This window comes from Acidovorax sp. LjRoot194, from assembly GCF_964253015.1.
GTDB lineage: Bacteria > Pseudomonadota > Gammaproteobacteria > Burkholderiales > Burkholderiaceae_C > Acidovorax.
Window position 1 is genome coordinate 2,185,204 of record NZ_CAXUQB020000001.1, and the last position, 20,867, is coordinate 2,206,070.

The 20,867-nt window shown below is 65.6% G+C and carries 20 protein-coding genes; 17 read left to right on the forward strand and 3 right to left on the reverse strand.

Annotated features, from left to right (window positions below):
* Positions 1 to 69 precede the first annotated feature (69 nt).
* Positions 70 to 819: a helix-turn-helix domain-containing protein gene (locus ACSQ3N_RS09890; RefSeq protein WP_056163587.1), complete on the forward strand. Its 750-nt coding sequence runs from the start codon at positions 70 to 72 to the stop codon at positions 817 to 819.
* 182 nt (positions 820 to 1,001) lie between these two features.
* Here ACSQ3N_RS09890 and ACSQ3N_RS09895 read toward each other — a convergent pair whose 3' ends face one another.
* The 3 genes from ACSQ3N_RS09895 to ACSQ3N_RS09905 form a co-directional block, all read right to left on the reverse strand.
* On the reverse strand, positions 1,002 to 2,534 hold the full coding sequence (locus ACSQ3N_RS09895; protein WP_436146142.1) for an NAD(P)H-hydrate dehydratase: 1,533 nt from the start codon (positions 2,532 to 2,534) through the stop codon (positions 1,002 to 1,004).
* Positions 2,535 to 2,785: 251 nt separating this feature from the next.
* Positions 2,786 to 4,018 (reverse strand): FAD-dependent oxidoreductase, encoded by a 1,233-nt coding sequence (locus ACSQ3N_RS09900; RefSeq protein ID WP_056163593.1) that lies wholly within the window; start codon positions 4,016 to 4,018, stop codon positions 2,786 to 2,788.
* 48 nt (positions 4,019 to 4,066) lie between these two features.
* Positions 4,067 to 5,401: an amidase gene (locus ACSQ3N_RS09905; RefSeq protein WP_056163596.1), complete on the reverse strand. Its 1,335-nt coding sequence runs from the start codon at positions 5,399 to 5,401 to the stop codon at positions 4,067 to 4,069.
* 237 nt (positions 5,402 to 5,638) lie between these two features.
* Here ACSQ3N_RS09905 and rpsB point away from each other — a divergent pair, with 237 nt between their 5' ends.
* The 16 genes from rpsB to ACSQ3N_RS09985 all read left to right on the forward strand — a co-directional run bounded on the left by rpsB (position 5,639) and on the right by ACSQ3N_RS09985 (position 20,791).
* Entirely contained in the window at positions 5,639 to 6,394 is a 756-nt protein-coding gene (gene rpsB / locus ACSQ3N_RS09910; protein ID WP_056163599.1) for a 30S ribosomal protein S2, read from the forward strand.
* 122 nt (positions 6,395 to 6,516) lie between these two features.
* Entirely contained in the window at positions 6,517 to 7,446 is a 930-nt protein-coding gene (gene tsf, locus ACSQ3N_RS09915) for a translation elongation factor Ts (protein ID WP_056163602.1), read from the forward strand.
* Between the two features lie 65 nt (positions 7,447 to 7,511).
* Entirely contained in the window at positions 7,512 to 8,234 is a 723-nt protein-coding gene (gene pyrH / locus ACSQ3N_RS09920) for a UMP kinase (RefSeq protein WP_056163606.1), read from the forward strand.
* 51 nt (positions 8,235 to 8,285) lie between these two features.
* Entirely contained in the window at positions 8,286 to 8,846 is a 561-nt protein-coding gene (gene frr, locus ACSQ3N_RS09925; protein WP_056163609.1) for a ribosome recycling factor, read from the forward strand.
* Positions 8,847 to 8,879: 33 nt separating this feature from the next.
* Positions 8,880 to 9,611 carry a polyprenyl diphosphate synthase gene (gene uppS, locus ACSQ3N_RS09930; protein ID WP_436146143.1) on the forward strand — a complete coding sequence of 244 codons (732 nt, stop codon included), beginning with the start codon at positions 8,880 to 8,882 and terminating at the stop codon, positions 9,609 to 9,611.
* A 27-nt stretch (positions 9,612 to 9,638) separates the two neighbouring features.
* Positions 9,639 to 10,496, forward strand: a complete 858-nt coding sequence (locus tag ACSQ3N_RS09935; RefSeq protein WP_436146144.1) for a phosphatidate cytidylyltransferase — start codon at positions 9,639 to 9,641, stop codon at positions 10,494 to 10,496.
* Between the two features lie 2 nt (positions 10,497 to 10,498).
* Positions 10,499 to 11,677, forward strand: a complete 1,179-nt coding sequence (ispC, locus tag ACSQ3N_RS09940) for a 1-deoxy-D-xylulose-5-phosphate reductoisomerase (RefSeq protein ID WP_436146145.1) — start codon at positions 10,499 to 10,501, stop codon at positions 11,675 to 11,677.
* A 32-nt stretch (positions 11,678 to 11,709) separates the two neighbouring features.
* Positions 11,710 to 13,074, forward strand: a complete 1,365-nt coding sequence (gene rseP / locus ACSQ3N_RS09945; RefSeq protein WP_436146146.1) for an RIP metalloprotease RseP — start codon at positions 11,710 to 11,712, stop codon at positions 13,072 to 13,074.
* A gap of 43 nt (positions 13,075 to 13,117) precedes the next feature.
* Positions 13,118 to 15,415 carry an outer membrane protein assembly factor BamA gene (gene bamA / locus ACSQ3N_RS09950; RefSeq protein ID WP_056163623.1) on the forward strand — a complete coding sequence of 766 codons (2,298 nt, stop codon included), beginning with the start codon at positions 13,118 to 13,120 and terminating at the stop codon, positions 15,413 to 15,415.
* The gene (locus tag ACSQ3N_RS09955; RefSeq protein ID WP_436146147.1) at positions 15,415 to 15,939 is read left to right on the forward strand and encodes an OmpH family outer membrane protein; all 525 of its coding nucleotides are present in this window, start codon (positions 15,415 to 15,417) and stop codon (positions 15,937 to 15,939) included. The genes bamA and ACSQ3N_RS09955 overlap by 1 nt, the downstream gene beginning before the upstream one ends.
* Before the next feature lie 24 nt (positions 15,940 to 15,963).
* Positions 15,964 to 16,950, forward strand: a complete 987-nt coding sequence (lpxD, locus tag ACSQ3N_RS09960) for a UDP-3-O-(3-hydroxymyristoyl)glucosamine N-acyltransferase (protein WP_056163630.1) — start codon at positions 15,964 to 15,966, stop codon at positions 16,948 to 16,950.
* A gap of 16 nt (positions 16,951 to 16,966) precedes the next feature.
* The gene (gene fabZ / locus ACSQ3N_RS09965; protein ID WP_056413333.1) at positions 16,967 to 17,407 is read left to right on the forward strand and encodes a 3-hydroxyacyl-ACP dehydratase FabZ; all 441 of its coding nucleotides are present in this window, start codon (positions 16,967 to 16,969) and stop codon (positions 17,405 to 17,407) included.
* Between the two features lie 36 nt (positions 17,408 to 17,443).
* Positions 17,444 to 18,232 carry an acyl-ACP--UDP-N-acetylglucosamine O-acyltransferase gene (lpxA, locus tag ACSQ3N_RS09970; RefSeq protein WP_436146148.1) on the forward strand — a complete coding sequence of 263 codons (789 nt, stop codon included), beginning with the start codon at positions 17,444 to 17,446 and terminating at the stop codon, positions 18,230 to 18,232.
* Positions 18,233 to 18,240: 8 nt separating this feature from the next.
* Complete coding sequence (lpxB, locus tag ACSQ3N_RS09975; protein WP_436146149.1) at positions 18,241 to 19,404, forward strand: lipid-A-disaccharide synthase; 1,164 nt, start codon at positions 18,241 to 18,243, stop codon at positions 19,402 to 19,404.
* Positions 19,370 to 19,996, forward strand: coding sequence for a ribonuclease HII (gene rnhB, locus ACSQ3N_RS09980; protein WP_436146150.1), 627 nt, complete (start codon positions 19,370 to 19,372; stop codon positions 19,994 to 19,996). The genes lpxB and rnhB overlap by 35 nt, the downstream gene beginning before the upstream one ends.
* Before the next feature lie 21 nt (positions 19,997 to 20,017).
* Complete coding sequence (locus ACSQ3N_RS09985) at positions 20,018 to 20,791, forward strand: TrmH family RNA methyltransferase (RefSeq protein WP_436146151.1); 774 nt, start codon at positions 20,018 to 20,020, stop codon at positions 20,789 to 20,791.
* Positions 20,792 to 20,867 lie beyond the last annotated feature (76 nt).

Sequence of the window (20,867 nt, forward strand, 5' to 3'; positions counted from 1 at the left end):
ACGTCATCGCGTCATGGCGGCCGGGCGAGGCTACCGAGAACACGCTCATAAAACTTGCAGGTTTGGGCTATGCCAGCGACCAACACACTGACTCTCTGCACTGACAAGGCGCTCTATGTGGGCGAGATTCCGGCCACGGGCTGGCATTGCCATGCGGCTCCGGTTCTGCTCATCGGCCTGTCGGGCCGGTTTGCGTTGCACTGGGGCGCCGGGCGGGCAGAGACGTGCCGCAGCGCGCTGGTGGCGGCGGGCGTCGAGCACGTGTTCGACCCGTGTGGCGAGACGGTGGCGTTGGTGTACCTAGAGCCCGACTCCCACGAGGCACGCAGCCTGCGACGACCGTTCGAGCAACTGGGCGGGGTGGTGCTGGATGTGGCGGTGCCTGTGGCGGCGCGCAGCACCATGGATACCTATCTGCGCCACTTCGACCTGCCCGCATTGCTGCCGTGCGTGGGCGGTGACCCGGGGCGGCCGCTGGATGCGCGGGTGGCGCGCAGCCTGCAGGCTTTGCGCCATCCCCCGCAGGAGCGCCGGGAGCGCATTGCACGCGCCGGGCTGGCCACTGGCGTGCAGCTGTCCACCTCGCGTTTCAACCACCTGTTTCGCGCCGAGATGGGCGTGAGCCTGCGCAGCTACCGGGTGTGGTCGCAGGTGCGGCTGGCCATGGCGGGCCTGGCCGTCAGCCCCCGCCTGACCGACGCGGCACTGCACGGCGAGTTTGCCGACTCGGCCCATTTCAGCCGCATGTTCCGACAGACCTTTGGCATGACGCCGTCGAGCGTGCTCAAGCCCTTGAGGCAAGTCACGCTGCTGGCGTGAGAGTCAGGCAGGCGCTGCACCCAGCAGCGCGCCCTGTGCACATGATGCTGGGGTCGAGGTAGAGGGATAGGTCGAAGTCAATGCAGGTCTGCGGCGGCCTGGGTTGCCTTGCGGCGCAGCTCACCCAAGGCAACGCGCGATGTTCGATGTCGATGTGTATCTGCTGCACGCAATGCGTTGCGTCAGCCGCCCAACCGCCGCGCCAGCGCGCTGGCGGTCAGTGCCTGGCCCGCAGGCCATGCATCCGCAGCCTGGCCGTGCAGGTAGACCGCTTCGCTGGCTGCGCGCAAAGCGCTGGCACCTGCGGCCAGGTGGGCCCCCACCATGCCGGCCAGCACATCGCCGGTGCCTGCCGTGGCCAGCCGGGCATTGCCGGTGGGGTTGATGGCCGGCGCCCGGTCCGCCGCCGCCACCACGGTGCCTGAGCCCTTGAGCACCGCCACACAGTTGAACTGGGCAGCCAGCTGGTGCGCCGCGGCCAGGCGGTCGGCCTGCACCTCGGCGGTGGACAGGCCCAGCAGCCGTGCGGCTTCGAGCGGGTGGGGCGTCAGCACCGTCGGCTGGCCGCGCTGGCCGCGTGCGACCACCAGCGCATGCAGCGCGGCATTGGGGGCGATGGCGTTGAGCGCATCGGCATCCAGCACCAGGCGCGCCGCGCGCTCGATGACGTCGGACAGCACGCGCTCCACCGCCTGGCCGCCGCCACAACCGCAGACGACGGTGAGTTGCTCCAGGTCCAGCGCTTCGAACCGGCGGAACATGAGTTCAGGCTGCTGCAGGTCCAGCTGCAGGTGCCCGTGGTCGAGCAGCGCGACCAGCACCCGGCCCGCCCCCGCATGCAGGGCCGCCGATGCCGCCAGCAGCGCCGCGCCGCCCATGCCCATGCCGCGGTCGGCCAGGCCCTCGCCACCCACCACGGCCACATCGCCGTAGCTGCCCTTGTGGCTGGCATGCGCGCGCGGCGTGGCCTGGGCGGGGCCCGACAGCCAGGCAGAGGGGGTTGCCTGGCCGATGTCCATGCCCAGGGTGTCCAGCCACACCTGCCCTGCCGCATCGCGCCCGGCGGCGGTGAACAGCCCGGGCTTCAGGGTGAGCAGGCTCAGTGTGTGGCGCGCGGGTGCAGTGTGGTGGGCGGCAGGCAGATGGTGCTCGGCCGCAGGCGCGAGGCCGCTGGCAAACTGGCCGGTGTCGGCATCCAGCCCGCTGGGCAGGTCGACGCATAGTACCGGCGCCGGGCTGGTGCGCAGTGCGTGCAGGCAGGCCAGCAGGCAAGGGTCCGGCACACGGCTGGGTGCGGTGGGTTTAGACGACACGCCGATGCCCAGTAGCGCATCGATGCACAGGTCTGCAGCCGTCATCTGCTCGGGCGGGCCATCGGCCCAGCACACGCCCGCATCGCGCGCCCGGTGCCACGACGCCAATGCGTCGGCGGGCGCGCGGTCGGGCTCGCCCAGCCAGGTCAACACCACCTGGCGGCCGCTGCGCTGCAGATGGACGGCGGCTTCCAGGCCGTCTCCGCCGTTGTTGCCCGGGCCGCAGGCGATCCACACCGTGCGGGCGTGTGGGGCAAGGGCCAGGGCCAGGCGGGCCACGGCAGCGCCCGCGCGTTGCATCAGCGTGTGCGGGGGCAGGGCGGCTGCAGCCGCGTGCTCGATGCGCCGGGTAGCGGCGGTGTTGAATAGCGGGTGGGGCTGGTGGGGCGCGATGCGGTGCATGGGGTGTGAGGCTGCGCGCCAGGTGCGGTCCGAGACCGCTGACGGCGCACTGCAATGCTGCAAGCTGTGGTGGCGGTCATTGTGCCCCTCGCGCGCCTCGTGCCCTGCGGGGGTAGGGGGGCTTCATGGTGTTGGTGGGGATCGAAAGATGCCGGCCTCAGCAGCCTGCCTGCCCGGCCGACGACGTTGCACAGCCTGCCGGTGCGCCAGGGGCAACGGCGCGCCGCGTGTGCTGCGGGCGCCGGGGCAGGTCAGAACCTGCGCATGCCCAGGCCGTCGAGGTTGATTTCGGGTTCGCGTTGCGCAACCAGATCGGCCACGGCCCGCGCGCTGCCGCAGGCCAGGGCCCATCCCCCGGCACCGTGGCCGGTGTTGAGCCACAGGCCCGGCAGGCCGCTGGCGCCCACCACCGGCGCGCCGTCGGGCAGCATGGTGCGGGCGCCGCGCCAGATCTGCAAGCTGGCGGACAGCTGTGCGCCGCCCGGAAACCAGTCGTTGAGCGTGCGGTACAGGCGCTGCAGCGTCGGTGTGTGGTGCTCGGCATTGGCACCCGCCAGCTCGGCGCCACCGGCGATGCGCACGCGCTGGCCCAGCCGGGTGATGCTGATCTGCTGGGCCATGTCCACCACGCTGGAGCGCGGGGCGTGGGTGTCTTCCCGCAGCGGCGCGCTGACCGAATAGCCGTACACGGCGGTCATCGGCAGGCCCAGGCCCAGCGCGGGCAGCAGCGCGGCAGAAGCCATGCCCGCGCACAGCACCACCGCGTCGAAGCGGTGCAGCTCGGCCTCGCCCTGCACGGTCACGCCGGTGGGGCTGCTGCTGACGCGGTTGATGCGGGTGCCGAACGCGAACTGCACGCCTGCGCCCTGCGTGCCCTGGCGCAGCAGCTGGGCAAACAGGCGGCAGTTGCCCGCCCAGGCGTCGGGCAGGTGGATGGCGCCGGCCAGCGGTGCTTCGGGCGACAGGCCGGGCTCGATCTTGCGTGCCGCATCGGCATCGATCTCGTGCACGGCCACGCCCGCATCGCGCAGCACCTGCAGCGCAGGCTGCAGCGCCTGGCGTTCGGCCTCGCTGCGCAGCAGCACCAGCCGGCCGTCGCAGGCTTCGAAGTCGAGTTCGTGTTGGGTGGCAATCGTCTTGAGCCGCGCCAGGCTGTACTGCGCCAGGCGTTCGAGGGCTGGGGCGGGGGCACTGTGCTGGCGGGCGGCGCTGCGCCAGCGCCACAGCCACGCCAGGTTGGCGCGCCCGATGCCGCCGGCCAGCCGCAGTGTGGCTTGGGCGCCCGTGAGCCGCAGCGCCTGGCCGAAGCCGGGCACGGCCCAGGGGTTCAGCACATGGGGGGCCAGCAGGCCGGCCGTGGCAAAGCTCGCCTCTTCGGCCGCAGCGCTGCGCTGTTCAAAGACGGTGACCTCGTGGCCGTCGCTGGCCAGTTCGTAGGCAGTGGTGACGCCGACAATGCCGGCGCCCACGATGGCAATCTTCATGAATATGCGGTTTTAGGCCGGTAGCGCTTGATAGGCAAGCGCTGACAGCTATTGTTTTTGTAGTATCTGCTCGATCTGCTGGCCGACATTGAGCACCGCATCATCCCGCAGCGCCCCGTGCCAGACCATGATGCCGACCGGGAGTTCCCCGGCCACGTGGCAGGGCAGCGAGAGCGCGCAGCCGTCCAGCAGGTTGATGGCGCTGGTGTTGCGCAGCAGCAGGTTGTTGACGCGAAAGAACTCGGTGTCGCGCTCGGCCCCGGGGGCCACGTCGGACAGCAGTGGCGCCACGATGGGCACGGTGGGCGACAGCAGGGCATCGTACCCGTCGATGGCATCCTGTATGCGCGCTATCCACTGCTGGCGCGCCTGCAGCAGGTCGATGTATTCCCAGGCCATCACCGTGGCGCCTTTTTCGATGCGCTGGCGCACCCGCGGGTCGTAACGCTCCGGCACCTGCTGGAGCAGGTCGCGGTGCCAGGCATAGGCTTCGGGCGCGGCAAAGCCGTAGGCGGGCTGCTCCTGCACGGCCGGCAGGTCGATGGTGTCAATGGTCGCCCCGGCCGCGCGCAGCGTGGAGAGGGTGCGCTCGAACGCCCGCGCCACGGTGGCGTCCATGCCGTCCAGGAACAGCGTGCGGGGCATGGCCAGGCGGTACTGCGATAGCGGTGCCTGGCTGCGCGTCACGCGCCGCGCGGCCAGTATTTCGTGCACCACGATGGCATCGCGCACCGTGCGGGTCAGTGCGCAGGCGGTGTCGAGCGTGGTGGACAGCGGCACGGCACCCGACGTCGGCACGAGCCGCGCCGTGTTCTTGAACCCCACGATGCCGTTGAGCGCCGCCGGAATGCGGATGGAGCCGCCGGTGTCCGACCCGAGGCCTATAAATGCCGCCCCCGTGGCCACCGAGACCCCGGCGCCTGACGAGGAGCCGCCCGGCACGCGCGGCGCGCCAGGCAGGGCGCCGTGGCGCGCGTCGAATGCCGCCGGAGTGCCGAAGTGCGGGTTCACACCCACGCCCGAAAAAGCGAACTCCACCATGTTCGTGCGGCCGATGACGGCGGCGCCCGCAGCCCGCAGCCGCGCCACCGCAGGGCTGTCCTGGGCGGCTGCCGGCGCCCCTGCCAACGCCGTGGAGCCGGCTGCCGTGGGCTGGCCTGCGATGTCGAACAGGTCCTTGACCGAGACCGCCAGGCCCGCCAAAGGCAGGCGGTCGATGCCAGGTTGCACCGCAGTGGTGCGTGCGGACTCGAAGTCCGTGCGCAGAAAGCTGTGGGTGTTGGCGGGTGCCAGCGCTGCGTCCATGCAGCGCTCGAGCTCGGCTGGAGCGGTGGCGGCGCCACCCTGCAGGCGGGCGCGGGTGGCGGTCAGGTCGGCAAACATGGGTATGCTAGAATCCTTGGGTTTTGCTGGGAGCAGTAGCGCGGGCAGGGCGGCAGTGCAGAGGGGGAATCGATGTCGAGTCGATTCGTTCAATGAAAGCACCGTAGCCGGCGCGTGTGGCAGCTTTCGCAAGACTAATCGCAAACCAGCCCTGTCAAGGTGTTGCGCTGCTGGTGCAAACGCACCGCATCGCAAGTATTGGGGCTGGATTTTAGACCCAACCTTTGGAGTATTTTTATGTCCGTTACCATGCGCGAAATGCTGGAAGCCGGTGTCCACTTCGGTCACCAAACCCGCTTCTGGAACCCCAAGATGGCCCCCTACATCTTCGGCCATCGCAACAAGATTCACATCATCAACCTGGAAAAGTCGCTGCCACTGTTCCAGGAAGCCCAAAAGTTCGCCAAGCAACTGGCTGCCAACCGCGGCACGATCATGATGGTCGGCACGAAGCGCCAAGCCCGTGAAATCCTGTCCACCGAAGCCCTGCGCGCAGGCGTGCCCTTCGTGGACCAGCGCTGGCTCGGCGGCATGCTGACCAACTTCAAGACGGTCAAGACCTCGATCAAGCGCCTCAAGGACATGAAGGCCCAGCAAGAAGCTGGCCTCGACAGCCTGAGCAAGAAGGAGCAACTGACGTTCTCCCGCGAAATCGCCAAGCTCGAAAAGGACATCGGCGGCATCCAGGACATGGCTGCTCTGCCAGACGCCATCTTCATCATCGACGTGGGCTTTCACAAGATCGCCGTGGCCGAAGCCAAGAAGCTGGGCATTCCGCTGATCGGTGTGGTCGATACGAACCACTCGCCTGAAGGCATCGACTACGTGATCCCCGGCAACGACGACTCGGCCAAGGCCGTGACGCTGTACGCCCGTGGTATCGCTGACGCGATCATCGAAGGCCGTGCCAACGCCGTGAACGAAGTGGTCAAGGCCGCTACGACGACCGAGAGCTCCGACGAGTTCGTGGAAGTGCAAGAAGCCGCCGCCTGATACCCGGCTGCGCGACTCGTCGCGAATGAAAGCGGGGCTCCTGGTTAGCCCCCTTTTTTTTAGGCTGAATCCAATCCGATCCGATCGATCAATCGATTGAACTGAACACTGAAGGAATAAAGATGGCTGCAATTACCGCAAGCATGGTCGCCGAACTGCGCGCCAAGACCGACGCTCCCATGATGGAATGCAAGAAGGCCCTGACGGAAGCCGAAGGCGACCTGGTCAAGGCTGAAGAGCTGCTGCGCGTCAAGCTGGGCACCAAGGCTGGCAAGGCCGCTTCGCGCGTCACCGCCGAAGGCGTGGTCGCCAGCTTCATCAACGGCGACGTGGGTGCGCTGGTCGAAGTCAACAGCGAAACCGACTTCGTGTCGAAGAACGACAGCTTCCTGGCCATGGCCAGCGCCGCTGCCAAGCTGGTGGCCGAGCACAACCCTGCCGACATCGAAGCCCTGGGCGCGCTGCCCTACGAGCAAGACAGCTTCGGCCCCACGCTCGAAGACGTACGCAAGGGCCTGATCGGCAAGATCGGCGAGAACATGTCGTTCCGCCGCTTCAAGCGCTTCAGCGGCTCCAACCTGGCGGCCTACCTGCACGGCTCGCGCATCGGTGTGGTGGTGGAGTTCGACGGCGACGCTGCTGCCGCCAAGGACGTTGCCATGCACGTGGCTGCCATGAAGCCTGTGTCCCTGACCAGCGCCGACGTGCCTGCCGACCTGATCGCCAAGGAGCGCTCGGTCGCTGAAGGCAAGGCCGACGAAGCCAACAAGGAGCTGGTCGCTGCCGGCAAGCCCGCGCAAAGCGCCGAAATCACTGCCAAGCGCATCGACGGCGCCGTGCAGAAGTACCTCAAGGAAGTCTCGCTGGCTGACCAGGTCTTCGTGAAGGCCGCCGATGGCAAGCAGACCGTGGCCCAGATGCTCAAGGCTGCCAACACCAACGTGAAGGGCTTCACGCTCTACGTCGTGGGTGAAGGTATCGAGAAGAAGGTCGACGACTTCGCCGCCGAAGTGGCCGCGCAGGTCGCTGCTGCCAAGGCCGCTGCAGCCTGATCGGCTGCACCCAAGCCCTGCCCCCACACTCATTGCCGTACGTATTGCCACTGGAGAAAACACACATGTCCAACGCCGCACCAGCCCACAAGCGCATCCTGCTCAAGCTGTCTGGTGAGGCGCTGATGGGTGATGACTCCTTTGGCATCAACCGCGCCACCATCATTCGCATGGTGGAAGAGATTGCCGAAGTGACCCGCCTGGGCGTCCAGGTGGCCGTGGTGATCGGTGGGGGCAATATTTTCCGCGGTGTGGCGGGCGGCTCGGTCGGTATGGACCGGGCCACTGCCGATTACATGGGCATGCTGGCCACGGTGATGAACGCACTGGCCCTGGCCGACGCGATGGACAAGCAGGGCCTGGTGGCCCGCGTGATGTCCGCCATTGCCATCGAACAGGTGGTCGAGCCCTATGTGCGCCCCAAGGCGCTGCAGTACCTCGAAGAAGGCAAGGTCGTCGTCTTTGCCGCCGGCACCGGCAACCCCTTCTTCACCACCGACACGGCTGCGGCCCTGCGCGGTGCCGAGATCGGTGCCGAGCTGGTGCTCAAGGCCACCAAGGTGGACGGCGTTTATACTGCCGACCCCCAGAAGGACCCCACCGCCACGCGCTATACGAAGCTCAGCTTCGATGAGGCCATGTCCCGCAACCTGGGCATCATGGATGCCACGGCGTTTGCGCTGTGCCGCGACCAGAAGCTGCCGGTGCGTGTGTTCTCCATCATCAAGCACGGCGCCTTGAAGCGCGTGGTGATGGGTGAAGACGAAGGTACGCTGGTTTACGCTTGATGATTTGCCGCCGCGCTGTGCATTGCCGGTGACTGGCTAGAGGAGAACAACATGACGATTGCCGATATCAAGAAAAATGCAGAAACCAAGATGGACCAGTCCATCACGGCGTTCAAGAACAACCTGCAGAAGATCCGCACCGGCCGTGCCAATCCTGCATTGCTCGACTCGGTCCAGGTGGAGTACTACGGCTCTTTCGTGCCGCTGAGCCAGGTGGCCAACGTCTCCCTGATCGACTCGCGCACCATCAGCGTTCAGCCCTGGGAAAAGGGCATGGGTGCCAAGATCGAAAAGGCCATCCGCGAAAGCGACCTGGGCCTGAACCCTGCGTCCATGGGTGACCTGATCCGCGTGCCGATGCCGCCCATGAGCGAAGAGCGCCGCAAGGAAATGACCAAGCTGGCCCGCAACGAAGGCGAGAGCGCCAAGATCGCCGTGCGCAACCTGCGCCGCGATGCCAACGAATCGGTCAAGAAGCTGGTCAAGGACAAGCTGGCGTCCGAAGATGACCAAAAGCGCGCCGAAACCGACGTGCAGAAGTTCACCGACCGCCACATCGCCGAAGTCGATGCACTGGTGGCGGCCAAGGAACAGGAAATCATGGCGGTCTGAGTTCCCGTTACCAGGGTTCTCTGAACGTTTTGCATGTCTGAATCTCCGGTGGTGCCTCACCACATCGCCATCGTCATGGATGGCAACGGCCGCTGGGCCAAGCGCCGCTTTCTGCCGCGCCTGGCAGGCCACAAGCAAGGGGTCGATTCGCTGCGCCGCTGTGCGCGCGCCTGCGCGCAGCGCGGCGTTGCGGTGCTGACCGTCTTCGCTTTTTCTTCCGAAAACTGGAATCGCCCGGCCGATGAGGTGTTCGGCCTCATGGAGCTGCTGGCCATGGCGCTGGCGCGCGAGGTGCCCGAGCTCAAGAAGGACGGCGTGCGCCTGTACTTCGTGGGCGACCGCGCCGGCCTGTCGCCCAAGGTGCAGGCTGGCCTGGCCCAGGCAGAGGCCGCCACCGCCGGCAACGACCGCCTCATTCTGAACGTCTGCTTCAACTATGGCGGGCGCTGGGACATCGCGCAGGCGGCGGCGTCACTGGCCGCGCGTGGAGAGCCCATCACCGAAGCCAGCCTGCAGGGTGCGATGGGCCTCGCCCACGTGTCAGACCCTGACCTGGTGATCCGCACCGGGGGTGAAATGCGGATCAGCAATTTTCTGCTGTGGCAGGCCGCATACTCCGAGTTCATCTTCAGCGACCGGCTGTGGCCGGATTTCGACGAGTCGGCGCTGGATGAGGCGATTGCAGCCTACAGCGGCCGCGAGCGCCGTTTTGGTAAAACCTCCGAACAGATCCTGTCCGCGCATCCCCAGTCGATGCCCGGTTGAGAACCTGAACGGGTTCTGAAAGGTCCCATGCTCAAACAGCGTGTCATCACAGCCCTGGTCCTGCTGGCTATTTTGTTGCCAGCGCTTTTCTATTCGTCCACCGTGCCTTTCACCGTCGTGGTGCTGGTGCTGATGGCCGCCGGTGCCTGGGAGTGGGGGCGCCTGAGCGGTTTTGGCCAGGCGGGGTCTGTGGCCGTGGGCGCTGCGTGCGTGGCCCTGTGCGCCGGCTCGTGGGCGCTGGGCTGGGTGGGCCGTCCACTCACCGGGCTGTGGGTAGTGGGCGGCGGGCTGTGGGTGCTCTCGACCGTATGGCTGCTCAAGGCGGGTGTGCCGGGCTGGGCCCGCATTCCGTCCGCGGTACGTCTGGCCGCCGGGGTGCTGGCACTGTGGTTGGCCTGGCTTGCGGTGGTGCAGGCGCGCAATGTGGGCATCAACTTTTTGCTGTCGGTGCTGCTGCTGGTGTGGGTCGCCGATATCTTTGCGTACTTTGCCGGCCGCGCGTTCGGTTTGCGTTTCACCAAGGGCAAGCTCGCTCCGTCCATCAGCCCCGGCAAGAGCTGGGAGGGCGTGTGGGGCGGTCTGGCCGGCGTGGTGGTCATGGCCTTCATCTGGGTGGCGGCCGATGCCCATTGGCAGGCGGCGGTGCCAAGTTTCTACAGCCGCATGGCACAGCAAGGCTGGTGGCTGCTGGTGATTGCGGCGCTGTTCATGGTCGCCATGAGTGTCTCGGGCGATCTGGTCGAATCGCTGATCAAGCGCAGCGCCGGCGTGAAGGACAGCAGCAATTTGCTGCCCGGACACGGCGGCGTGCTCGACCGTGTGGACGCCTTGCTGCCCACCTTGCCTCTGGCCATGATGCTCACCAGCCTGACGGCAACTTTTTGATGATGAAACAACGACTCACGGTCCTGGGCTCCACAGGCTCCATCGGTACCAGCACGCTCGATGTGGTGGCCCGCCACCCGGACCGCTTCGAAGTATTTGCCCTGAGCGCAGCCACGCAGGTCGAGCTGATGCTGGCGCAGTGCGCGCAGTTCACGCCCCGCTTCGCCGTGATGGCCAGCGAGCCGCATGCGCGGGAGCTGGCCGATAAATTGAAGGCCAATGGCCTCTCAACGCAGGTCCTGCAAGCGGCAGATGCTCTTGAAACGATAGCGTCACATCCTGAGGTGGATGCCGTCATGGCGGCGATTGTGGGCGCTGCAGGTTTGTCGCCGTGCCTCGCGGCGGCCCGCGCTGGCAAGCGCCTGCTGCTGGCCAACAAGGAGGCCTTGGTGGTCGGCGGCGGGTTGTTCATGCAGACCGTGAAGCAGGGCGGGGCCACGCTGCTGCCGATCGACAGCGAGCATTCGGCCATCTTCCAGTGCCTGCCAGAAGACCCCGCCACCTGGCCAGACCGGGTGGACAGCATCCTGCTCACTGCATCAGGCGGGCCCTTCCGCCAACGCGACCCGGCAACGCTGTCAGAGATCACGCCGGCCCAGGCCTGCGCGCACCCCAATTTCTCGATGGGGCGCAAGATTTCGGTGGACTCCGCCACCATGATGAACAAGGCGCTCGAAGTGATCGAGGCGCGCTGGTTGTTCGACCTGCACCCGGACCAGATCAAGGTGGTGATCCATCCGCAGCAGATCATTCATTCGATGGTGCAGTTCAAGGATGCATCGATCCTGGCCCAGCTGGGCACGCCCGACATGCGCGTACCCATCGCTTGCGGCCTGGCCTGGCCCGAGCGCATTGCCAGCGGAGCGAGCCGGCTCGATTTTTCCACGCTGTCTGCGCTGGCCTTCGAGGATGCCGACGCCATCCGCTTCCCCGGTTTGCACCTGTCCTGGCAGGCGCTCAAGGCCGCAGAAGGGACCACAGCCGTCCTCAATGCCGCCAACGAGGTCGCTGTAGGGGCATTTCTGCAGGGGCGGCTGCGGTTTGATCGTATCCACGCGGTAAATCTTGCAACTTTGGATGCGGTGTCGCCCTCCAAGCCAGATTCACTGGCTGCGCTGCTGGACCTGGACGCCCAGGCTCGCCATGCTGCCGAACATGCGGCCGTCCGCATGGCGGCCTGAGCGCCTCCCCAGAGATTTACGGAAACCCCACCATGCTGCTCACCATCGTTGCCTTCATCGTCGCCCTGGGCATTCTGATTGCCGTGCACGAGTACGGGCACTACCGCGTGGCAGTGGCGTGTGGCGTGAAGGTACTGCGGTTCTCCGTGGGGTTCGGCCACCCGCTTCTGCGCTGGCAGCCTAAAGGGTCGCCGACGGAATTCGTGCTGGGAGCTTTCCCATTGGGCGGCTACGTCAAGATGCTCGACGAGCGGGAGGCGCCGGTTGCGCCCGAAGAGCGGCACCTGGCCTTCAACACGCAGCCTTTGCGCTCGCGTGCTGCCATCGTGGCGGCAGGGCCCATCGCCAATCTGCTGCTGGCAATGCTGCTCTACGCCATTGTGAACTGGAACGGCGTGCAGGAGCCCAAGGCGGTGCTGGCCAGCCCGGTGGTGGGCTCTGTGGCCCACAGTGCAGGCCTGCGCGGCGGTGAACTGGTAGCGCAGGCTGCGCTCGGCACCGACGACCTGGAGCCCGTGCGCTCGTTTGAAGAACTGCGCTGGCTGCTGACGCGCGGCGCTCTGGAGGGCGACACCGTGCGCCTGGATGTCCAGCCCCAGTCGGGCGCGGCGCACCGCGAAATCCGGCTCGACATGTCCAAGATCGACACCCGCGAGGCTGACGCACAGCTGTTTCGCAAAATCGGCATTCTGGGGCCGTGGACACGGCCTGTTCTGGGTGACTTGATGGCCGATGGAGCCGCCGCACGCGCCGGATTGCGCCAGGGCGACGTGATCCTGAAAGTGGGCGCCACCGATGTGGTGGACGGCCAGCAACTGCGCGAGCTGATCCGCCAGTCGGTGAACGGTACGCAGCCTGTCACCCAACCGTGGCGCATCGATCGCTCTGGCCAGGTGCTGAACCTGGACGTGACACCAGACGTCAAGTCCGAATCGGGCACGACCGTGGGCCGCATCGGCGCCTATGTGGGGGCGGCGCCGGAATTCGTGACGGTTCAGTACGGTGTGCTGGAGGGCGCGTGGAGTGGCGTGGTCAAGACCTGGGACGTGTCCATCCTCACGCTGCGCATGATGGGCCGGATGGTGATCGGCGAGGCGTCGCTCAAGAACCTGAGCGGGCCGCTCACCATTGCAGACTATGCCGGCCGCTCGGCCAGCCTGGGCCTCACGCAGTACCTGGTCTTCCTGGCGCTCATCAGCGTCAGCCTGGGCGTGCTGAACCTGCTGCCGCTGCCAGTTTTGGACGGTGGGCACCTGATGTATTATCTTTGGGAGGGTGTTACGGGCAAGGGAGTGTCAGACGCATGGATGGAACGCCTGCAGCGCGGAGGCGTTGCAGTGTTGCTTGTCATGATGTCCATAGCCTTGTTCAACGACGTCACCCGGCTTTTTGGCTAACTTTTGCCGCACTTGCAACGCAACTGCGGCTCCAGCTTCATTCATGAAAAAACACATCAATCGCCTGGGCGTGCGTACTGCATCGGCCGTTGCAGCCATGATTTTCGCTGCCAATGCGGCATGGGCATTGGAGCCCTTCAAGGTGCAGGACATCCGCGTCGAGGGTCTGCAGCGCGTGGAGCCTGGCACCGTGTTCGCATCCATGCCGCTTCGTGTGGGCGACGACTACAGCGACGAGAAGGGCGCGGCCGCCATTCGTTCGCTGTTCGGCCTGGGCCTTTTCAAGGATGTACGCCTGGAAGCCAGCGGCAATGTGCTGGTGGTGGTGGTGGAAGAGCGCCCTACGGTGGCGGACGTCGACTTTGCCGGCACACGCGAGTTCGACAAGGACACGCTCAAAAAAGCCATGCGCGATGTGGGCCTGACCGAAGGCCGCCCCTACGACAAGGCGCTGACCGACCGCGCCGAGCAGGAGCTCAAGCGCCAGTACATCAACAAGAGTCTCTACGGCGCTGACGTGGTGACCACGGTGACGCCCATCGAGCGCAACCGCGTCAACCTCACGTTCACGGTGACCGAGGGCGAGCCTGCCAAGATCAAGGAAGTGCGCATCGTCGGCAACAAGGCATTCAGCGAATCCACGCTCAAGGGCCTGTTCGATCAGGACACGGGTGGCTGGCTCAGCTGGTACACCAAGTCCGACCGCTACTCGCGCGCCAAGCTCAATGCCGACCTGGAGACGCTGCGCTCGTACTACCTGCAGCGCGGCTACCTCGAATTCCGCGTGGATTCCACGCAGGTCGCCATCTCGCCGGACAAGCAGGACATCTCCATCATCGTCAACGTGACGGAAGGCGAGCGCTATGTCGTCTCCGGCGTGAAGCTCGAAGGCAACTACCTCGACCGCGATGACGAGTTCAAATCGCTTGTCACCATCCGTGCCGGCGAGCCCTACAACGCGGACCAGATCACCGAGACCACCAAGGCTTTCTCGGAATACTTCGCGCGCTTCGGCTTTGCCTTTGCCCGCGTCGAGGCCGTGCCGGAAATCGACCGCGAGAACAACCGCGTCGCCTTCGTACTGCAGGCCGAGCCGTCGCGCCGCGCCTATGTGCGCCGCATCAACGTCAGCGGCAACAACCGCACGCGCGACGAAGTCATCCGCCGTGAGTTCCGCCAGTACGAAGCCTCGTGGTACGACGGCGAGAAGATCCGCCTGTCGCGCGACCGCGTGGACCGCCTGGGCTTCTTCACGGAAGTGAACGTCGAAACCCAGGAAGTCCCGGGCTCGCCAGACCAGGTGGACCTGGTGATCAACGTGGCCGAAAAGCCCACGGGTTCGCTGCAGATGGGCGTGGGCTTCTCCAGCGCCGAAAAGGTGTCGCTGTCGTTCGGTATCAAGCAGGAAAACATCTTCGGCTCGGGCAACTACCTGGGCATCGATGTGAACACCAGCAAGTACCGCCGCACGCTGGTGTTCAGCACCACCGACCCGTACTTCACGAAGGAAGGCATCTCGCGCACGCTGGACCTGTACTACCGCACGGACAAGCCGTACGAAGACCAGGGCGGCAACTACCAGTTGGTGACCACCGGGAGTTCGGTGCGTTTCGGCGTGCCTTTCAGCGAGACCGACACCGTGTTCTTCGGTGGCGGCCTGGAGCAGACCAAGATCAAGCCGGGCACCAACATCCCTGCCACGTACCTAGCCTACGCCGACCAATTCGGCTACAGCAGCACGTCGATTCCGCTGACTATCGGCTGGTCGCGTGACGAGCGTGACAGCGCGCTCGCACCCAACTCTGGCCGCTACCAGCGCCTCAATTCCGAGTGGTCCGTGGCCGGCGACGCCCGCTACGTGCGCGCCAATTACCAGTACCAGCACTATGTTCCGCTGAACAAGCGCTTCACGCTCGCGTTCAATGGCGAGGCGGGTATCGGCAAGGGCATGAACGGCCGTCCGTTCCCCGTGTTCAAGAACTTCTATTCGGGCGGTCTGGGCTCGGTGCGCGGTTTCGACCAGGGCACGCTGGGGCCGCGTGATGTGACCGGTGCGTCGCTGGGCGGGCCGAAGAAAGTCACCCTCAATGCGGAGCTGATCGCTCCGTTCCCTGGCGCTGGGAACGACCGGACCCTGCGCGTGTTTACCTTCTTTGACGTGGGTAACGTGTACGGAGAGAACGACAAGGTCACCTTCAGTGACATGCGTGCATCCGTGGGGCTGGGTCTGAGCTGGATTTCCCCACTCGGCCCGCTGCGTCTGGCGTTTGCGCAACCGGTGCGCAAGTTCGCTGGCGATAGAATCCAGAAACTGCAATTCCAGATTGGAACGTCTTTCTAATGAAATCCTTTTCTCGCCATATCTCCTTGGCCCTGCTGCTCGGCGCAGTCGCCGTCGCAGCCCCTGTGCAAGCGCAAGAGTCCTTCCGCGCCGGTTTTGTCAATACCGACCGCATCTTCCGTGAGGCCACCACGGCCAAGGCAGCCCAGGCCAAGCTCGAGCAGGAATTCGCCCGCCGTGAAAAAGAACTGGTAGACCTGGGCAACACCCTGAAGACCGCCAGCGAAAAGTTCGAGCGTGAAGCGCCCACCATGGCTGAGAGCCAGCGCACCACGCGCCAGCGCCAACTGGTGGACCAGGATCGTGACTTCCAGCGCAAGCGCCGTGAATTCCAGGAAGACCTGAGCGCCCGCAAGAACGAAGAACTCTCCCAGGTTCTCGAGCGTGCCAACAAGGTGGTCAAGCAGGTCGCAGAAGCTGAAAAGTACGACGTAATCCTGCAAGAGGCCGTCTACATCAACCCCAAGCACGACATCACCGACAAGGTGATCAAGGCACTGAATGCCGCTGCCGGCGCAAAGTAAGCCGCAGCGCAGGACAGGTGGCGCGTGAGCTTGCTTCTCGGGCACATTGTTGATGCGCTCGGTGGCTCGCTGGAGGGAGGGGCGGTGGCTGACACCACCATTTCCCGCATCGCGCCACTGGAGGTTGCGGGCCCGGGGGACCTCAGTTTTCTGAGTAACCCACGCTACCAACAGCAACTGGCCGCCTCCCGGGCGGCCTGTGTCATTGTGGCGCCCGCCATGCGCGAGGTGGCGTTGGCGCGTGGCCCGTGCATTGTTGCGGACAACCCCTACGTCTATTTTGCAAGGGCTACCCAGCTCTGGCGCCAGCATCTGGCACCTGCTGCCGTGCAGGGCTCGGTGCATGCCAGCGCGGTGGTGGACCCGACTGCCCAGGTACACGCCACGGCCACCATCGGCCCGCTGTGCGTGGTCGAACGCGGGGCTCGCATTGGTGCTGGCACCGTGCTCAAGTCGCGCGTCACGGTCGGTGAAGATTGCCACATCGGCGAGCGCTGCATCGTGCATGCCGGCGTGGTCATCGGTGCCGACGGTTTCGGGTTCGCTCCTGAGAAGGGGCAGTGGGTCAAGATCGAGCAGCTCGGCGCCGTCCGCATCGGCGACGATGTCGAGATCGGGGCCAACACCTGCATCGACCGCGGTGCACTGCAGGACACCGTCATCGAAGACGGCGTGAAGCTCGACAACCTGATTCAGGTGGGGCACAACGTGCGCATTGGCAAGCACTCGGCCATGGCCGGTTGCGTGGGTGTGGCCGGCAGTGCGACCATCGGTGCGCATTGCACCGTGGGCGGAGGCGCCATCGTGCTGGGGCATCTGGAGCTGGCCGACAACGTGCACATCTCGGCGGCCACCGTGGTCACGCGATCCATCACCCGGCCAGGCCAGTACACGGGCATGTTTCCCATCGACGACAATGCGCGCTGGGAAAAGAACGCTGCGACACTCAAACAATTGCACAGCTTGCGCGAGCGCATCAAGGCGCTGGAGCAGGCATTGAAAGCAGCATGAACGGAAGAAGAACTCGATGATGGATATCCACGCAATTCTCAAGCAACTGCCCCACCGCTACCCTTTCTTGCTGGTAGACAAGGTGATCGAGCTTGAGAGCAACACCCGCATCAAGGCGATCAAGAACGTCACGTTCAACGAGCCTTACTTCGGCGGGCATTTTCCAGGGCGTCCCGTGATGCCCGGCGTGCTGATCCTCGAAGCCCTGGCCCAGGCGGCCGGGTTGCTGGCTTTCGATGCCATGGGCAAGGTGCCCGATGAGAACAACATCTATTACTTCGTCGGCATCGACGGTGCGCGTTTCAAGCGCCCCGTGGAGCCGGGTGACCAGTTGATCCTGACCATCACCATCGACCGCGTGCGCGGCGGCATCTGGAAGTTCAAGGGCGTGGCGAGCGTGGGCGACGATGTGGCCTGCGAAGCCGAGCTCATGTGCACCATGCGCAGCGTAGGCTGATTGCCGCTGACACCGCTTTGACTTGATCTGTAGACCGTGAGCAATATCCATCCCACTGCCCTCGTGGCAGACGGCGCGAGCCTCGACCCCTCCATCACGGTGGGGCCGTACGCGGTCATTGGTCCGCACGTGAAGATTGGCGCAGGCACGGTCATCGGTCCTCACTGTGTGGTCGAAGGCCACACAACCATCGGGCAGGACAACCGCATTTTCCAGTTCGCTTCGGTCGGTGCAGCAAACCAGGACAAGAAGTACAAGGGTGAGCCCTGCGAGTTGGTCATCGGCGACCGCAATACCATCCGCGAGTTTTGCACGCTGCACATCGGCACGGTGCAGGACAAGGCCGTCACCCGCATCGGCGATGACAACTGGATCATGGCGTACACCCACGTGGCACACGATTGCGTGGTGGGCAACAACACCACGCTGGCCAACAACACCACGCTGGGCGGTCACGTCGAGCTGGGCGATTGGGTCACGGTGGGTGGCCTCACAGGGATCCACCAGTTCGTCAAGGTGGGTGCGCACGCGATGGTCGGTTTTGCCAGTGCGGTGTCACAGGACGTGCCACCGTTCATGATGGTCGATGGCAATCCCCTGTCGGTGCGTGGCCTCAATGTGGAGGGCCTGCGCCGCCGTGGTTTTTCGGCAGAGCGCATCGCGGTGATCAAGCAGGCGCACCGGCTGCTGTACCGCCAGGGTCTGACCCTCGCGGCGGCCCGCACCGCCATTGCCGATTTGCCGGTAGCACACCCCGAAGCGGCGGCTGATGTGGCGATGGTGCTCGGCTTTCTGGACCATTCCACACGCGGCATTGCCCGCTGATCGCCAGCATGAACGCATCCCCCCGCGTCGCCATGGTGGCGGGCGAAACATCGGGCGATCTGCTGGCCGGGCTCCTGCTCGATGGCATGCAGTCGCATTGGCCTGCGCTGCAGTCCTTCGGCATCGGCGGGCCGCAGATGGCGCGCCGCGGATTCGAGGCCTGGTGGCCGAGCGAGAAGCTGGCCGTGCACGGCTACAGCATGGAGGTGCTGCGCCGCCTGCGTGAGTTGCTGTCCATCCGCAAGTCGCTGCGGAGCGACCTGTTGAAGAACCGACCCGACGTGTTCATTGGCGTGGACGCCCCGGATTTCAACCTGGGACTCGAGGCCGACCTGCGAGCCGCGGGCATCAAGACAGTGCACTTCGTCTGCCCCTCGATCTGGGCATGGCGCGCAGACCGCGTCGAGAAGATCCGCCGCAGCGCGGACCATGTGCTGTGCATCTTTCCGTTCGAGCCCGAACTGCTCGCCCGGCACGGCATCGAGGCGACCTACGTCGGCCACCCGCTCGCTGGTGTGATTCCGATGGTGCCCGACCGCTCTGCCGCGAGAGCGCAGTTGGGCTTGCAGGATGCGGACGAGGTCGTGGCCATCCTGCCGGGCAGCCGCTCGTCCGAGATCCAGTACATCGCCAAACCATTCTTCGAGGCTGCAGCGCTTATCCGTCAAGCGCGGCCAGCTATCAAATTGGTAGTACCCGCGGTACCCGCCTTGCAAAGCCGTATTGCGCAGGTTGCGCAGGAATGCGGCTTGCAGGATGCGGTACAGATCGTGGCGGGCCAGTCGCATGCCGTGCTGGCCGCCTGTGATGCCACGCTGATCGCCAGCGGCACGGCCACGCTCGAGGCAGCGCTGTTCAAGCGGCCGATGGTCATCGCATACCACATGCAGCCCCTGAGCTGGTGGCTCATGCGCCGCAAGCAGTTGCAGCCCTGGGTAGGGTTGCCGAACATTCTGTGCGGTGAATTCGTGGTGCCTGAATTGATCCAGGATGCCGCCACGCCCGAGGCACTGTGCGCTGCCACACTGGATTGGCTGGACGCACGCAGGCACAATCCGTCCCGTATCAGTGCGCTGGAGCAGCGCTTCACCGTGCTGCATGAAAGCCTTCTCCGCAACACACCCCGACTGGCAGCCGATGCGATCCAGAAAATCCTCGCTCCCACAGCCTGAGCAAGCCAGCCTGCAGTGGCACCCCCCCGGACTCCTCGCCGGGGTGGACGAGGCCGGTCGCGGGCCGCTGGCCGGCCCGGTGGTGGCCGCTGCGGTCATCCTGGACGACCTGCATCCTATCGCGGGCCTGGCCGATTCCAAGACCCTAACCGCAGCCCGGCGCGAGAAGCTCTATGACGAGATCCGCGCCAAGGCCCTGTGCTGCTCCATCGCCGAAGCCACCGTCGAAGAGATCGATACCCTCAACATCCTGCAAGCCACCATGCTCGCGATGCGCCGTGCCGTGATCGGCCTGCGCCTCAAGCCCGTGCGGGTGCTGGTGGACGGTAACCGCTTGCCCCTGCTGGACGTGCCCGCCGAGGCCATCGTCAAGGGCGATGCGCTGGTGCAGGCCATCTCGGCCGCCTCCATCCTGGCCAAGGTGCACCGTGATCGCTGGTGCGCACAGATCGACCAGGACTTTCCCCATTACGGCTTTGCCGGCCACAAAGGCTACGGCACGGCCGTGCACATGGCTGCGCTGCGTGAGCACGGCGCCTGCATCCACCACCGACGCTCGTTCGCCCCGGTGGCCCAAAGCCTGTTCGTGTAATTGGCCAGCCCGACCGCGTTGATGACATCACCTTCCGTCACTCCCATCCATTCCCGCGACAACGCATTCGTCAAGGACCTGCGCCGCCTGGCGCAGGACAGCACGGCCTATCGCAAGCAGGGCAGGGTGTGGCTGGAGGGCGACCATCTTTGCCGCGCCGCGCTGGAGCGGCACCAGCGCCCAGCGGTAGCAGTGTTTGCAGAGTCTTTTTGGCCGCTGGCGCAGGTGGAGTGGGCGCAAGCAGCTCCTAAAATCATAGTGCTCTCGGATGCACTATTTGCCGAGATCAGCGGGCTGGAGTCGCCTGCGCGCATGGGTTTTCTTCTCGACCTGGCCTCGCCCAGGGCTTTGCACCCCGACGCCGCCACCGTGGTGCTGGACCGCGTGCAGGACGCAGGCAATGTGGGCTCCATCCTGCGCAGCGCCTCGGCGTTCGGATTCCGTCAGGTGGTGGCCGTCAAAGGCAGTGCGGCGCTGTGGTCTCCCAAAGTGCTGCGTGCCGGCATGGGGGCGCACTTTGCGCTCGACCTGATCGAAGGTGTGGAACATGCCGAACTGCAGGCGCTGCAGGTGCCCCTGCTCGTCACCAGCTCCCACGCAGGCGACTGGCTGCACCGCGCCGCATTGCCCTGGCCCTGTGCCTGGGTGATGGGGCACGAAGGGCAGGGCGTGTCGCCGGTGCTGGAAGAGCGCTCTGCGCTGCTCATCCGCATTGCGCAGCCTGGCGGCGAGGAGTCGCTGAACGTGGCGGCCGCTGCCGCCATTTGCCTGCATGCGAGCGGTGCTGCGCGCTGAAGGCGTTGAGCTCGGGGGGGCTTCGCGAGTGGGTTGGCAAGGTGCCGTGAAAGCCCGCCCAAAAGCGAAGCGGGCC